Source organism: Streptomyces cyaneofuscatus (assembly GCF_033109485.1).
GTDB classification, from domain to species: Bacteria; Actinomycetota; Actinomycetes; order Streptomycetales; family Streptomycetaceae; genus Streptomyces; species Streptomyces cyaneofuscatus.
In genome coordinates, this window is record NZ_CP137002.1 from 7,487,788 (window position 1) to 7,501,196 (window position 13,409).

The window sequence follows — 13,409 nt, forward strand, 5'->3', positions numbered from 1 at the left end:
TGTCCCGGGTACCCGCCCCCACCGGACCCGACGTCAGGAAGGACCCTGTCACCCGTATGCGATTCGTCGAACAGCTCCCGTACGCGATCGAGGTCGAGGACCACGTCACCATCCCCATGGCGGACGGGGTACGCCTCTCGGCCAGGATCTGGCGGCCCGCCTCCTCCGGCACGGAGCCGGTCCCGGCGGTCGTCGAGACCATCCCGTACCGCAAGAACGACCTCACCTCCACCCGGGACGCCATCCACCACCCGTACATCGCGGGCCACGGCTACGCCTGTGTACGGGTGGACCTGCGCGGGACCGGGGAGTCGGAGGGCGTCCTCCTGGACGAGTACCTGGAGCAGGAGCAGCGCGACGCCGAAGAGGTGCTGGCCTGGGTCGCCGCCCAGCCCTGGTGCGACGGGAACACCGGCATGATGGGCATCTCCTGGGGCGCCTTCGCCGCGCTCCAGACGGCGGCGCGCCGGCCGGAGAGCCTCAAGGCCATCGTCATCGCCTCGTTCACCGACAACCGGTACGCGGACGACATGCACTACCTCGGCGGTGCCATGCTCTCCGACAACCTCGCCGAGGCCGGCACGATGTTCGCGTACGCCACCTGCCCGCCCGACCCGGAAGTGGTGGGGGAGCGGTGGCGGGACATGTGGCGGGAGCGGCTGGAGGCCGCCCGCCCCTGGGTCCTGGAGTGGCTGCGCCATCCGCACCGCGACGCGTACTGGCAGCACGCCTCGCTCAGCGAGGACTACGGACAGCTCCAGACCCCCGTCCTCGCCTCCAGCGGCTGGGCGGACGGCTACTCCAACGCGGTCACCCGCCTTCTCGCCGGCGTCGACGTGCCCCGCAAGGGCCTGATCGGCCCCTGGTCGCACAAGTTGCCGCACCTCGGCGAGCCCGGCCCCGCCATCGGCTACCTCCAGGAGGTCGTCAAGTGGTGGGACCACTGGCTCAAGGGCGTCGACAACGGCGTCATGGACGGGCCGATGCTCCGCACCTGGATGCAGGAGAGCGTCCCGCCCTCCACCTCGTACGAGGAGCGCCCCGGCCGCTGGGTCGCGGAACCCTCCTGGCCGTCACCGCACGTCAAGGAGGTCGTGCACCCGCTGCGCGGCGCCACCATCGTGACGGCGGACGAGGAGGAGGGTCTCCCGCGCGGCCGTACGCGTACGGTCCAGTCACCGCTCTCCGTCGGCCAGTTCGCGGGCAAGTGGGCCTCCTACAACGCCCCGCCCGACCTGCCCTACGACCAGCGCGAGGAGGACGGCGGCTCCCTGGTCTTCGAGACCGAACCGCTGACCGAGCGGATGGAGATCCTCGGCTCGCCCTCCGTGGACCTGGAGGTCTCCGCCTCTGCCCCGGTCGCCCAGGTCACCGCCAGGATCTCCGACGTGGCCCCGGACGGCCGCGCCACCCGGGTCACGTACGGTGTGCTGAACCTGACCCACCGGGAGAGCGACGAGCACCCCGAGCCGCTGGAGCCCGGCCACCGCTACCGCGCCCGGGTCACGCTGAACGGGGTCGCGCAGGCGTTCCCGCCCGGGCACCGCATCCGGCTCTCCCTCTCCACCTCGTACTGGCCCCTGGTCTGGCCGGCCCCGGAGCCGGTCCTGCTCACCGTCCATGAGGACGGCGCCGCCCTGACCCTGCCGGTACGCCCCACCGAGGAGCCGGACGGCATGCCCCAGGCGTCCTTCGGCGAGCCGGAGGGCTGCCGACCGCCCCCGGTCACCCGGCTCACCGAGCCCGAGCAGGCCTGGAACGTGTCCAGGAGCCTGGTGGACTACCACTCCGCCCTCGACATCGTGAAGGACCGGGGCCGCCAGCGGTACGAGGAGAACGGCATCGAGGTCGGGCTGCGTGCCTGCGAGAGGTACGCCTCCGTGGCCGACGACTTCGCTTCCCTGAGCGGTCGTGCGGCGTGGACGATGACCTTCTCCCGGCCCGGCTGGGACGTACGGGTCGAGACGAGCACCGTTCTCACGTCCAACGCGGACACGTTCACCGTCGACGCGACGCTGGACGGTTACGAGGACGGCCGCCGGGTCTTCTCCCGGACCTGGAACGAGACCGTGCCGCGGAATCTGGCCTGACCCGGAAGCCGCCCCCGCGGACGGCCGCACGGGCCCGCCCCCGGACCGGACCGCACCGGCGGTCCGGCCGGACATGAAGAGAAGTTGAGGCCTTACGTGTCGATCACCACCGTCGGTGCGGTGTACGGGTGCCTCGGCATAGGAGCCTTCCTCGCCGCCGCCCTGCCCCGGTTGCTCTCCCGCCTGCCGGTCTCCGTCCCGATGGTGTTCCTCGCCGCCGGCGCACTCCTCTACCTCACGCCGCTGCCGCTTCCCGAGGCCGACCCGGTCGCCGACCGTGTCTGGACGCAGCACCTCACCGAGCTCTGCGTGATCACCTCGCTGATGGGGGCGGGCCTCGCCATCAACCGCCCCTTCGGGTGGCGGTCCTGGGCCGCCACCTGGAGGCTGCTCGGGGTGGCGATGCCGCTGACGATCGGGGCGACGGCACTCGCCGCCTGGTGGCTGCTGGGCTGGCCGGTCTCCGCCGCGCTCCTGGTGGCCGCGGCCCTCGCACCGACGGACCCCGTCCTCGCCTCCGAGGTGCGGGTGGGGGAGCCGTCCGACGACGAGGACGACGAGGACGAGGTCCGCTTCGCGCTGACCAGCGAGGCCGGCCTCAACGACGGACTGGCCTTCCCCTTCGTCCTCGCGGCGGTCGCTCTCGCGGCCGCCGGGGAGAGCTGGACCGGCGGCTGGCTGACGCACTGGGCGTGGAGTGACGTGCTCGTCCGGATCGGGGTGGGGGTGGCGGCGGGCGTCGCCATCGGGCTCCTCCTGGGCCGGGTGCTCTTCCGGGCCCGGGCGACGTCCCTGCGGCTCGCCGAACACGGCGAGGGGTTCGTCGCGCTGGCCGCGATGTTCCTGTCGTACGGCGTCACCGAGGCCCTGCACGGATACGGCTTCCTCGCGGTCTTCGCCACCGCGTGCGCCCTGCGCAGGTCCGAGCGCGACCACGGCTACAACAAGGTGATGCACGGCTTCGTCGAGCAGGTCGAACGCTTGCTGATGGCCCTGCTCCTCTTCGCCGTGGGCGCGTTCGTCGCCTCGGGCGGCCTGGCCGCACTCACCTGGCGGGGCGTGGCCATAGGCGTACTCCTGCATGTCCTCATCCGCCCGGCCATCGGCTGGCTCGCCCAGCTGCGGGGCCCCGGGCTTCCGACCGAGCGGGCGGCCACCGCCTTCTTCGGGATTCGGGGCATCGGCTCGTTCTTCTACCTCGCCTACGCCTTGGGGGAGGGCGGCTTCGGGCGGTACGAACGGGAGATGTGGGCGGTGGTGGTCTTCGCCGTCCTGATCTCCGTGGTCGTCCACGGGGTGGCGGCGACCCCGGTGACCGCGTACCTCGACCGGCGCGCGGCCAAGGCCGCGGCCGGGAAAGAGGCCGGGGAGGAGGCCTCCTAGGGAAGCGGTGTGCCGCCGGTGGCGTTCATGATCTCGCCCGTGATGAACGAGGCGTTCGCGGAGGCGAGGAAGACGTAGGCGGGCGCCATCTCGGCGGGCTGCGCGGGGCGGCCCAGCGGGCTCTGCTTGCCGAACTCCGTGGTGTCCGGCAGGGTCGCCGGGATGAGCGGTGTCCAGACGGGGCCCGGGGCCACCGCGTTGACGCGGATCCCGTCGGAGGCCAGCATCTGCGCGAGCCCCTGCGTGAACGTGACGATCGCGCCCTTGGTCATGGCGTAGTCCAGCAGGTGGGGGCTGGGCTTGTACGCCTGCACCGAGGTGGTGTTGATGATGGAGCCGCCCGCGGGGATGTGCGGCAGGGCGGACTTGCACAGCCAGAACAACCCGTACAGGTTGGTCCGCATCACCCGGTCGAACTGCTCGGTCGAGATCGCGGAGATGCCGTCGGGCTGGGACATCTGGTACGCCGCGTTGTTGACCAGCACATCGATGCGGCCGAAGTCGGAGACGGCCCGCTCGACGAGGGCACGGCACTGCTTCTCGTCCCGGATGTCACAGATGACGGTCACGGCCGTCCGCCCCGCCGCTTCCACCAGGCGGGCGGTCTCCCGGGCTTCCTCCTCCTCTTCGGGGAGGTGGGTGAGCAGCACGTCCGCGCCCTCGCGCGCGAAGGCCAGGGCGACCGCGCGGCCGATACCGGAGTCGCCCCCGGTGACCACCGTCTTCCGGTCGGTGAGGAGGCCCGAGCCCCGGTAGGAGTCCTCGCCGTGATCGGGCGGCGGATCCATGGGGCCGGTCCAGCCGGGGTGTTCCTGGTCCTGCTGCGGGAAGTCGGGGCGGGGGTGGAGACGGGTGGGGTCCTGCGGCTGTTCGCTGCTTGTCATGGCAGCTGGGTGCCCCGCCGTTCAGGGGCGAAACGCCCCCTTTTTCCTGGGTGGCCGGGTGGTGCCGTCGCTCAGGAACCCCAGTGCCCCGGCCGCCGCAGGGCGCCCGGGATCCTGGTCGCCGCGTCGCCCCGGGCCGCGTTCAGCTGCGGCTGGGTGAGGAAGAGGGCGCCGGTCAGGTCGGCGCCGGACAAATTCGCGTCGCGCATGTCCGCGCCGATCAGGTCGGCGTCGCGCAGGTCGGCACCGGAGAGGTCTGCGGCGATCAGGCATGCGCCGCGCAGGGTGGCCCCGCGCAGCTTCGCGCCGCGCAGCCGGGCGCCGAAGAGGTCGGCGCCGCGGTGGTTCTTCTTCCTGCCGGGGACGGTGGCGCGGGCCAGCTCACTGGCGCGCAGGAGATGGGTGTTCACCTCGGCGCGGAGGGCCGGTACGTCGACGGCGAGGAGCGTGTCGGCGGTGTCCCGGGTCAGCGCGTCGAGCCGGTCGTAGGCGCCGCGCAGGTCGCGGTGGGCCGGCCCGGCGCCCGCCAGGTCCAGGGCCTCGGCCGTGTACCGCAGCAGCTCGTGCAGCTGCCGCACCACGGGGAAGACCTCGTACATCGTGCGGGCGGAGTCCGGCTCCGCACGCCAGCTGCGGCCGCCGAAGGTGACCTGGGAGACCTTCTGGCCCGCCCCGAAGCAGTCGAACACCGTGCAGCCCTGGTAGCCGCTCCCGCGCAGCCGCTCGTGGATCCCGCAGCCGAAGTCCTCCTGGAGGTTGCCGCAGGGGGTCCCGGCGGCCTTGTCCGCGGCGAAGTCCGCCGAGCGGGCGAAGGGCAGCGCCACGCAGCACAGACCGAAGCAGTTCCCGCAGTCGGCCTGGAGGTCGGGGTGGTCGGCGTGGGCGGTGGGCGCGGTGGGCTGGGACAAGGCGGTGGTTCTCCTGGTGCGGCAGGTGGGTGGTGGGCGCGCGACCCATTGTTCCAGGGGGCTCCAGGGGCCCGAGCGCGGCGGAGCCCGGGTGAGCCGTGTCTCACCAGGCCCCGGCGACTTGTCTATGCAACGAGTTGCATAGAAGGATCGCGGTATGGCGCTCGAACACGCGATTCTCGTCTCCCTGCTGGAGAAACCCGGCTCCGGCTATGAGCTGGCCCGCCGGTTCGAGCGGTCCATCGGCCACTTCTGGACCGCCAGCCACCAGCAGATCTACCGCGTGCTGAGCCGTATGGAGGCCGACGGCCGGCTCGTCGTCCGCGAGGTCGAGCAGCAGGGCCGGCCGGACAAGAAGGAGTACTCCGTCGCCGGCCCGGGCCGCGCCGCCCTCGCCGAGTGGCTGCACAAGCCGATCGAGCCCGAGAGCCTCCGCCACGACCTCGCCGTCAAGATCCGGGGCGCCGCCTTCGACGACCCGGCCGCCCTGGTCCGCGAGGTCGAGCGCCACCGCCAGGTCCACCGGGACCGCCTCGCCCACTATCGGGCGGGGGAGGCGCGGGACTTCACCGGGCCCGAGGCGCCCGCGCCACTCGACCCGGGCCAGGAGCTCCAGCACGTCGTGCTGCGCGGCGGGATCGCGTACGAGCGCATGACGATCGCCTGGCTCGACGACGTACTCGACACCCTCCACCGGCTGGCCGGCCCACCGACGGGCCCCGACGCCTGACGGCCCCGGCCGCCACCTCCGTAACCACCGCCTGAGCACCACCGAACACACCCTCGACCCTCCCGGAAGGCAACCTCCATGGCTGAGTCCGCGTCCCTGCTCTTCAACCCGCGCACCTACGACCCCCAGCACTTCGACCCGGAGACCCGCAGGCTGCTGCGCGCCACCGTCGACTGGTTCGAGGAGCGCGGCAAGCGCCGGCTGATCGAGGACTACCGCTCGCGCGCCTGGCTGGGCGACTTCCTCGCCTTCTCGGCGAAGGAGGGGCTCTTCGCCACGTTCCTCACCCCGGCCTCCGCCGCCGGGAACGAGGACCAGCGCTGGGACACCGCCCGGATCGCCGCGCTCAACGAGATCTTCGGGTTCTACGGGCTCGACTACTGGTACGCCTGGCAGGTGACCATCCTCGGCCTCGGCCCGGTCTGGCAGAGCGAGAACGCCGACGCCCGCGCGCGGGCCGCCGAACTCCTCTCCCAGGGTGAGGTGTTCGCGTTCGGACTCTCCGAGAAGACGCACGGCGCCGACATCTACTCCACCGACATGCTGCTGGAGCCCTCCGGCGACGGCGGCTTCCTGGCCTCCGGCTCCAAGTACTACATCGGCAACGGCAACGCCGCCGGTCTCGTCTCCGTCTTCGGCCGCCGCACCGATGTCGAGGGCCCCGACGGCTATGTCTTCTTCGCCGCCGACAGCCGCCACGAGGCGTATCAGCTCGTCAAGAACGTCGTCGACTCCTCCAAGTTCGTCAGCGAATTCCGCCTGGAGGACTACCCGGTGGCGGCCGCCGACATCCTGCACACCGGCCGCGCCGCCTTCGACGCCGCGCTCAACACCGTCAACGTCGGCAAGTTCAACCTCTGCACCGCCTCGATCGGCATCTGCGAGCACGCGATGTACGAGGCCGTCACCCACGCCAGCAACCGCATCCTCTACGGCCGCCCCGTCACCGCCTTCCCGCACGTGCGCCGCGAGCTGACCGACGCGTACGTCCGGCTCGTCGGGATGAAGCTGTTCAGCGACCGCGCCGTCGACTACTTCCGCTCGGCCGGACCCGACGACCGCCGCTACCTCCTCTTCAACCCGATGACGAAGATGAAGGTCACCACGGAGGGCGAGAAGGTCATCGACCTGATGTGGGACGTCATCGCCGCCAAGGGCTTCGAGAAGGACAACTACTTCGCCCAGGCCGCCATCGAGATCCGGGGCCTGCCGAAGCTGGAGGGCACGGTCCACGTCAACCTCGCCCTGATCCTGAAGTTCATGCGGAACCACCTGCTGAACCCGGCGGAGTACCCGGCCGTTCCGTCCCGCCTCGACGCGGCCGACGACGACTTCCTCTTCCGGCAGGGACCGGCGCGCGGTCTCGGCGCCGTACGGTTCCACGACTGGCGCCCGGCCTTCGACGCGTACGCCGAGGTGGCGAACGTCGCCCGCTTCCGCGAGCAGGCCGACGCGCTGTGCACGTTCGTCGAGACCGCCGCCCCCGACGAGGAGCAGAGCCGCGACCTCGACCTCCTCCTCGCCGTCGGCCAGCTCTTCGCCCTCGTCGTCCACGGCCAGCTGATCCTGGAGCAGGCCCGGCTGACCGGCCTGGACGAGGACCTGCTGGACGAGCTGTTCGCCGTCCTCGTCCGCGACTTCTCCGCGCACGCCGTCGAACTCCACGGCAAGGACTCCGCCACCGAGGCGCAGCAGGAGTGGGCGCTCGGGGCCGTACGGCGTCCGGTCGTGGACGCCGAGCGCTCGGCGCGGATCTGGGAGCGCGTGGCAGAGCTGTCGGGGGCGTACGAGATGGCCGAGTAGGAGCCGGCCCGGGTCACTCCGGGAGCGTCAGTCTGCGGGTGACGCGCAGCGCCGAGGAGAGCAGCTGGGCCTTGACCTCGCTGGTCCGGTACATCCGGTCCGAGCGGAAGGAGATGCCGAGCGAGCCGACCTGGTTGCCGCTGTACACCCGTACGGCGACGCACGTCGTGCCGCGCCGGTACTCCTCCCGGTCCAGGGAGAGCGGTGCCATCGGCGACGCGTCGAGCTCCCGGAACAGCTCCTCGCGGCGCGTGATGGTGTGGGACGTCAGGTCGGCCAGGGGGTGGCGGGAGAGGTAGTTGGCGCGGGCCTCCTCGTCGAGCCCGCCCAGCACGCTCTTGCCCAGCGCGGTGGCGTGCCCGGCGTCCTCGAAGCCCACCCAGAGGTCGACGCGGGGGGCCCGGGGGCTGTCGACGATCTGGAGGACCCGGATCTCCCCCTCGTCGTACAGCGTCAGGTAGGCGGCGGCGGAGAGGCCGTCGCGCAGGGAGGTCAGGAGCGGGCGGATGCTCTGGGTCCACGTCCCGTCACCGAATCCGGCGCCCGGCGACGGGCCCCGGTCGGCGAGGGTGAAGGCGCCGTCGTCCAGCTCGTCGAGGTAGCCGTCCTCGGCCAGGGCGTGCAGATGGTCCTCGGCCACGGCTTCGGGCAGCTCGGCCTCCCGGGCCAGCTGCTCGGCGGGGGCGCCCGTCGGATGCGCCCCGGCGGCCTCCAGCAACCGGAGGTCCCGCTGGACGGACTCGGTGGGCTCGGGGCCGGCCTGGTCACCCATGCCACCAGCATGGACCTGGGGCGGGGGCCCGGCATCTCGTGTACGGAAACCCGTGGTGGGAGGGGCCCAGAGGCCCCCTTGTGGCCGGGCCCAGGGCCCCTCCCACCCGTCGGTCGGCTGGTCAGCCGGTCAGCCGGTCAGCCGTTTACGGTGAACGTCGGGGACGTGCCCGTGAACGGGGTGATCTTCCCCAGCAGGTTCTTCGCGTCCCCGTGGTGCACGATCCGGTACGTGCCGGGGGCGGTGTCCGGCCCGATGTCCCAGGTGACCGTGGCCTTCGACGTACCGGTCAGACCGTTGATCCGGGTCCAGCGGTACGTGGTCTCCCAGTCACCGTCGTCCAGCACCCGCACCCACTTCCCGGCCTCCAGCCGCTGGACCTCCAGGAAGGTTCCGCCCCGGCGCACATTGTTCTTCGGGTGTCCGGTGGCGAACTCGACGGTCGCCGTGGAGCCGCGTCCGTACGAGGAGGCCGGTGCGGTCAGGACCGAGCCGAAAGACCTGCCGAGCGGCGGGTTGTCGTACACCACGCCCGTCTGGAAGGTGAACTGCCGGGCCGACTCGTCCGGCGGTGCCGTGCCCCGGCCGATCGGGGTGCCCTGGCGCAGGGAGGCCGCGACCTTGGCGTACTCCTGCTGGTAGGCGGGGAGCGTGTTGCGGCCGTAGAGCGTGGAGCCGCCCTCGTAGTTCTGCGTGTCGTACTCCTCCGGTGTCGTCACGTACTGGCTGTACGCGTTGGCGTACCCCTGGAGCAGCACCCGCTCCAGCGGGACCCCGAGCTCCTGGGCCACGGTCCGGCGGACCCGGAGCCCGGCCGTGATCGTGAACTCGCCCGGGCCCGCCACCAGGTACAGCTCCCCGATCCGCATGATCTGGAGCGGGAGGATCTTCGGGGTCACCGGGTGGACGTTGCTCAGCAGGCCCGTGGGGACCAGGCTCGCCTTCGGGTACTGGCAGGTCGCGAGCCAGGACGGGGTGTCGATCCGCAGCGCGTCGATGATGGAGGCGACCGGGGTGCGCATGCCCTCCTCGAAGCCGGGGATCGCCGGGCCGTCCTCCACACTGCCCGCCAGGGTGGAGGCGCCCACGACGGCGGGACAGGTCCGCTGCTCCTTCCCGTCCGTCGTGTACTCCCCGCGTACGGTGACGTTCTCCATGTCCACGTAGGTGAGGCGGGCGTCCACCCCGCCCGTCACCGGCCGCGCACCGGCGTAGACCTCGCGGGCCTTGTCGAGCTGGCGCTCACCGATGATGCGGGTGTTCTCGAACTCGTCCTCCGTGGGCCCCGATCCGGGCTTCAGGTTGAGGTTCGGGGACATGTCGCCCGCGTTGGTGTTCGGGAACGCGGCGACGAATCCCGGGGTGTTGTCGAGATAGCGCACACCCTCGTGGTCGTGCTCCCAGGCGTAGGCGGCATAGCCCTTGTTGTCGGGGCTGATGAGGGTGTTCTTGTTGGTGATCGAGGTGTTGTGGGTGGCGAACCAGCTGATCGCGCCCGCGTCCCTGTCGCCCTGCCAGAACCGCAGCACGGTCATCGCCGGGTCGATCCCGTCGGGGAAGGCCGCCTTGTCGGCCGCCGGATTGCGGTCGAAGGCCGCGCGGGAGCGGTTGACGCTGGCGTTGGTGAGGGTGCCGGTGCCCAGGCTGATCGTGCCGGGCTTCAGGTCGTCGTGGGCCTTGGCGACGGACTCGGCGATGCCGTCGACGATCGCCCGGTAGGTGCCGTTCTGGAAGCCGAGCACGGAGAGGTTGTACGCCACGTGGTGCGAGTAGCCGCCGGGGCCCGAGTGGGTGTGGGTGGCGGAGAGGAGGACGTTCTCCTCGCCGTACAGGCTGCCGTACTTCTCCTGGAGGCGGGCGAGGACGCCCTGCCGTACGGACTGGAAGATCATCGCGAGGTCCGCGTTGACGTAGACCACGCGCTTGCCGGTCGCCCGGTCGGCCACGACGTACGCGCGTGACCGCTGCCGCTGGTGGATGCCGGAGGTCTTCTGGTCGAAGCTGGAGTAGCCCATCATCCCGGTCTCGGCGGCCTCCCCGGTGACGTCGGCGATGCCGCGCCCGATCAGGTAGTCCGGTTCGGCTGCGGCGGCCGGCGCGGCCGATGCGGGGGAGGGGGCGCCGAGAGCCACGGCTCCCAGGGCGGCGGCGAGGGCGAGGGCGGAGAGCTTGCGGGGGGAGAGGCTGGGGGGTAGGTGCATCGGACCTCCTGGGGCGGGAGACGTGCGGGACCCCGGGGCCCGGTCGGCAGCTCACCGACATCGGCGGGACCCGGAGCGCTGCCCCGACGGTAGAGGCGGGCGACCTGCGTCGCCTAGATCTCTACCCACCGGTAAATGAGGATTCCTCAGAAACCGTGCCCGGACTGGTGTGTTGTGCCCCTGAAGGCCGGGAATGCGCGTCGCTCAGGCCGCAGGCGCGATCGTCACCTTGACGTGCTTCATGATCGGCTGGTCGCTCTGCGTGCTGTAGTCGCCGAGCGCGCACAGCACGTTCATCTCGGGCATGTACCCGGCCGCGCAGCCGCGCGCTCGGGCATGTACCCGGCCGCGCAGCCGCGCGGAATGTCGTACGGGATGGCCAGATAGCCGTTCAGGTGGCGTCGGCTGCCGTCCTTCGCCGTGCTCGTGATGTCGACCGGGCCGAGGTCGGCGATCCCGCGGTCGCGCATGTCGGCCCGGTTCATGAAGACGAGCGTGCGCAGGTTCTTGATGCCCCGGTAGCGGTCGTTGTCCGAGTAGATGGTGGTGTTCCACTGGTCGTGCGAGCGCATCGTGCCCAGCGCCAGCGTGCCGGCGGCGGGCACCACGTCCGGCAGGGCGGCGGTGGAGAACTCGGCGCGCCCGGACGGGGTGAGGAACACCAGCTCACGGGCGGGCTGGCGGATGCGGAAGCCGAGCGGCAGGCGCACCCGGCGGTTGAAGTCCTCGAAGCCGTCCAGGGCCTTGGCCATGGTGTCGCGGATGCGGTCGTAGTCCTCGATGTACCAGTGCCAGGGCGTCGCGCTGTCCGGCAGGGCGGCACGGGCCATCCCGGCGACGATGGCCGGCTCCGAGAGCAGGCGCGGCGACGCCGGGCGCTTCATGCCGATCGACAGGTGGACCATGCTCATCGAGTCCTCGACGGAGGTGGACTGCACGCCCTTGCGCTGATGGTCCTTCTCGGTCCGGCCGAGACACGGCAGGATCAGGGCCCGGCCGCCGTGGACGAGGTGGCTCCGGTTCAGTTTCGTGCTCACCTGGACGGTGAGGTCGCAGGAGCGCAGCGCCGCGAAGGTGGCCGGGGTGTCGGGCGCCGCCATGGCGAAGTTGCCGCCCATCGCCACGAACACCTTGATCTCGCCGCGTTGCATCGCCTTGATCGTGCCGACGGTGTCCAGCCCGTGCGCGCGGGGCGGGTCGATTCCGCAGGCCTCGGCGAGCCGGTCCAGGAACGCGTCGGTGGGGCGGTGGTCGATGCCGCAGGTCCGGTTCCCCTGGACGTTGCTGTGTCCGCGTACGGGGGAGGGGCCGGCGCCCTCGCGGCCGAGGTTGCCGCGGAGCAGCAGCAGATTGACGATCTCCCGTACGGTGTCGACGCCGTGCTCGTGCTGGGTGAGGCCCAGGCACCAGCTCACGATGGAGCGGTCCGCCTCGCCGTACACCCGTGCCGCCTTGAGGACGTCGGCGCGGCTCAGCCCCGACTGGGTCTCGATCTCCTCCCACGGCGTCGCCTCGCACAGCGCCCGGTACTCCGCGAAGCCCGTGGTGTACCGGTCGATGAACTCCTGGTCCAGGGCCCTGGGATCGGACGCCGACTGCTCCAGGACCGCCTTCGCCATGCCCCGCAGCAGCGCCATGTCCCCGCCGATGCGCGGCTGGAGATTGAGCGTGCTGGTCGGCGTCGACTTGAAGAGCGCCATGTCCGTGAAGTCGTGCGGGACGATGGTGCGGGTGGCGGCCGCCTCCACGAGCGGGTTGATGTGCACGATCTGCGCGCCCCGCCGGTGGGCCTCCGAGAGGGCGGTGAGCATCCGAGGCGCGTTGGAGGCCGCGTTGACCCCGAGGATGAACAGCGCGTCGGCGCTCTCCCAGTCCTTGAGGTCGACCGTCCCCTTTCCCGTACCGAGGGAGGCGGTGAGTGCCCGGCCGCTGGCCTCGTGGCACATGTTGGAGCAGTCCGGCAGGTTGTTTGTGCCCAGTTCGCGGGCCATCAGCTGGTAGAGGAACGTGGCCTCGTTGCCGAGCCGGCCGGAGGTGTAGAACGCCGCCTGGTTCGGGTCGTCCAAGCCGCGCAGGGCGGAGCCGACGACCTCGAACGCGTCCTTCCAGCTGATCGGTACGTAGTGGTCGGACGCGGGATCGTAGACCATCGGCTCGGTGAGGCGGCCCTGGTTCTCCAGGTCGTAGTCGCTCCACCCGGACAGCTCGGTCACCGAGTGCGCGGCGAAGAACTCCCGCCCGACCCGCTTGCGGGTCATCTCCCAGGTGACGTGCTTGATCCCGTTCTCACAGATGTCCAGGTGCAGGCCCTTGAGGTCGTCCGGCCAGGCGCACCCGGGGCAGTCGAAGCCGCCGTCCTCGTGGTTCATCTTCAGGATGGCCCGCGGACCGTCCACCGGGGAGCGCTCGCGCGCCAGGAACCGGGTCACACTCTCCGCCGCGCCCCAGCCGGCGGCCGGGTGGTGATAGGGGCGGAACCGCGGATCGCCCTCGGGGACGGGGCCGACACTGTGCCCCAGGGCGTCTTCCTGCTCGTCGCGGGGGTTCGGGCGGTCCTGCTCGTGGTGGTGGGTGCTCACGGTTCTCGGCCCTTCGACCATGCGGTGCACAGGGTGACAAAACGGACTCCCGGCAGGCT

The 13,409-nt window shown here is 71.4% G+C and carries 8 protein-coding genes and 1 pseudogene; 4 read left to right on the top strand and 5 right to left on the bottom strand.

What is annotated here, in order from left to right; translation table 11 throughout:
* Positions 1-56 precede the first annotated feature (56 nt).
* Positions 57-2,090: a CocE/NonD family hydrolase gene (locus R2B67_RS33180; protein ID WP_317823509.1), complete on the top strand. Its 2,034-nt coding sequence runs from the start codon at positions 57-59 to the stop codon at positions 2,088-2,090.
* A gap of 96 nt (positions 2,091-2,186) precedes the next feature.
* Positions 2,187-3,473: a cation:proton antiporter gene (locus tag R2B67_RS33185; RefSeq protein WP_317823514.1), complete on the top strand. Its 1,287-nt coding sequence runs from the start codon at positions 2,187-2,189 to the stop codon at positions 3,471-3,473.
* On the opposite strand, the gene R2B67_RS33190 is transcribed toward R2B67_RS33185, so the two are convergent.
* Together R2B67_RS33190 and R2B67_RS33195 are read right to left on the bottom strand one after the other, a co-directional pair.
* The gene (locus tag R2B67_RS33190) at positions 3,470-4,357 is read right to left on the bottom strand and encodes an SDR family oxidoreductase (protein ID WP_317823518.1); all 888 of its coding nucleotides are present in this window, start codon (positions 4,355-4,357) and stop codon (positions 3,470-3,472) included. The two genes, R2B67_RS33185 and R2B67_RS33190, sit on opposite strands and share 4 nt — an antisense overlap.
* Positions 4,358-4,428: 71 nt before the next feature.
* Positions 4,429-5,265 (bottom strand): pentapeptide repeat-containing protein, encoded by an 837-nt coding sequence (locus R2B67_RS33195; protein ID WP_317823522.1) that lies wholly within the window; start codon positions 5,263-5,265, stop codon positions 4,429-4,431.
* A gap of 157 nt (positions 5,266-5,422) precedes the next feature.
* Between R2B67_RS33195 and R2B67_RS33200 the strand changes: the two genes are divergently transcribed.
* Complete coding sequence (locus tag R2B67_RS33200) at positions 5,423-5,995, top strand: PadR family transcriptional regulator (protein WP_317823524.1); 573 nt, start codon at positions 5,423-5,425, stop codon at positions 5,993-5,995.
* 78 nt (positions 5,996-6,073) lie between these two features.
* Positions 6,074-7,798, top strand: coding sequence for an acyl-CoA dehydrogenase family protein (locus R2B67_RS33205; RefSeq protein ID WP_317823526.1), 1,725 nt, complete (start codon positions 6,074-6,076; stop codon positions 7,796-7,798).
* Between the two features lie 13 nt (positions 7,799-7,811).
* Here the strand turns inward: R2B67_RS33205 and R2B67_RS33210 are convergent, their stop codons facing one another.
* From R2B67_RS33210 to R2B67_RS33220, 3 genes and pseudogenes are all read right to left on the bottom strand, one after another.
* Complete coding sequence (locus tag R2B67_RS33210; RefSeq protein WP_317823527.1) at positions 7,812-8,570, bottom strand: IclR family transcriptional regulator; 759 nt, start codon at positions 8,568-8,570, stop codon at positions 7,812-7,814.
* Positions 8,571-8,707: 137 nt separating this feature from the next.
* The gene (locus tag R2B67_RS33215; RefSeq protein WP_317823528.1) at positions 8,708-10,771 is read right to left on the bottom strand and encodes a neutral/alkaline ceramidase; all 2,064 of its coding nucleotides are present in this window, start codon (positions 10,769-10,771) and stop codon (positions 8,708-8,710) included.
* A 204-nt stretch (positions 10,772-10,975) separates the two neighbouring features.
* Positions 10,976-13,371: pseudogene (locus tag R2B67_RS33220) on the bottom strand (FdhF/YdeP family oxidoreductase).
* Positions 13,372-13,409 lie beyond the last annotated feature (38 nt).

Coding starts and splice junctions, on each gene's coding strand:
- R2B67_RS33205 (WP_317823526.1), top strand. CDS start 6,074: ATGGCTGAGTCCGCGTCCCTGCTCTTCAACCCGCGCACCTACGACCCC.
- R2B67_RS33180 (WP_317823509.1), top strand. CDS start 57: ATGCGATTCGTCGAACAGCTCCCGTACGCGATCGAGGTCGAGGACCAC.
- R2B67_RS33200 (WP_317823524.1), top strand. CDS start 5,423: ATGGCGCTCGAACACGCGATTCTCGTCTCCCTGCTGGAGAAACCCGGC.
- R2B67_RS33190 (WP_317823518.1), bottom strand. CDS start 4,357: ATGACAAGCAGCGAACAGCCGCAGGACCCCACCCGTCTCCACCCCCGC.
- R2B67_RS33215 (WP_317823528.1), bottom strand. CDS start 10,771: ATGCACCTACCCCCCAGCCTCTCCCCCCGCAAGCTCTCCGCCCTCGCC.
- R2B67_RS33210 (WP_317823527.1), bottom strand. CDS start 8,570: ATGGGTGACCAGGCCGGCCCCGAGCCCACCGAGTCCGTCCAGCGGGAC.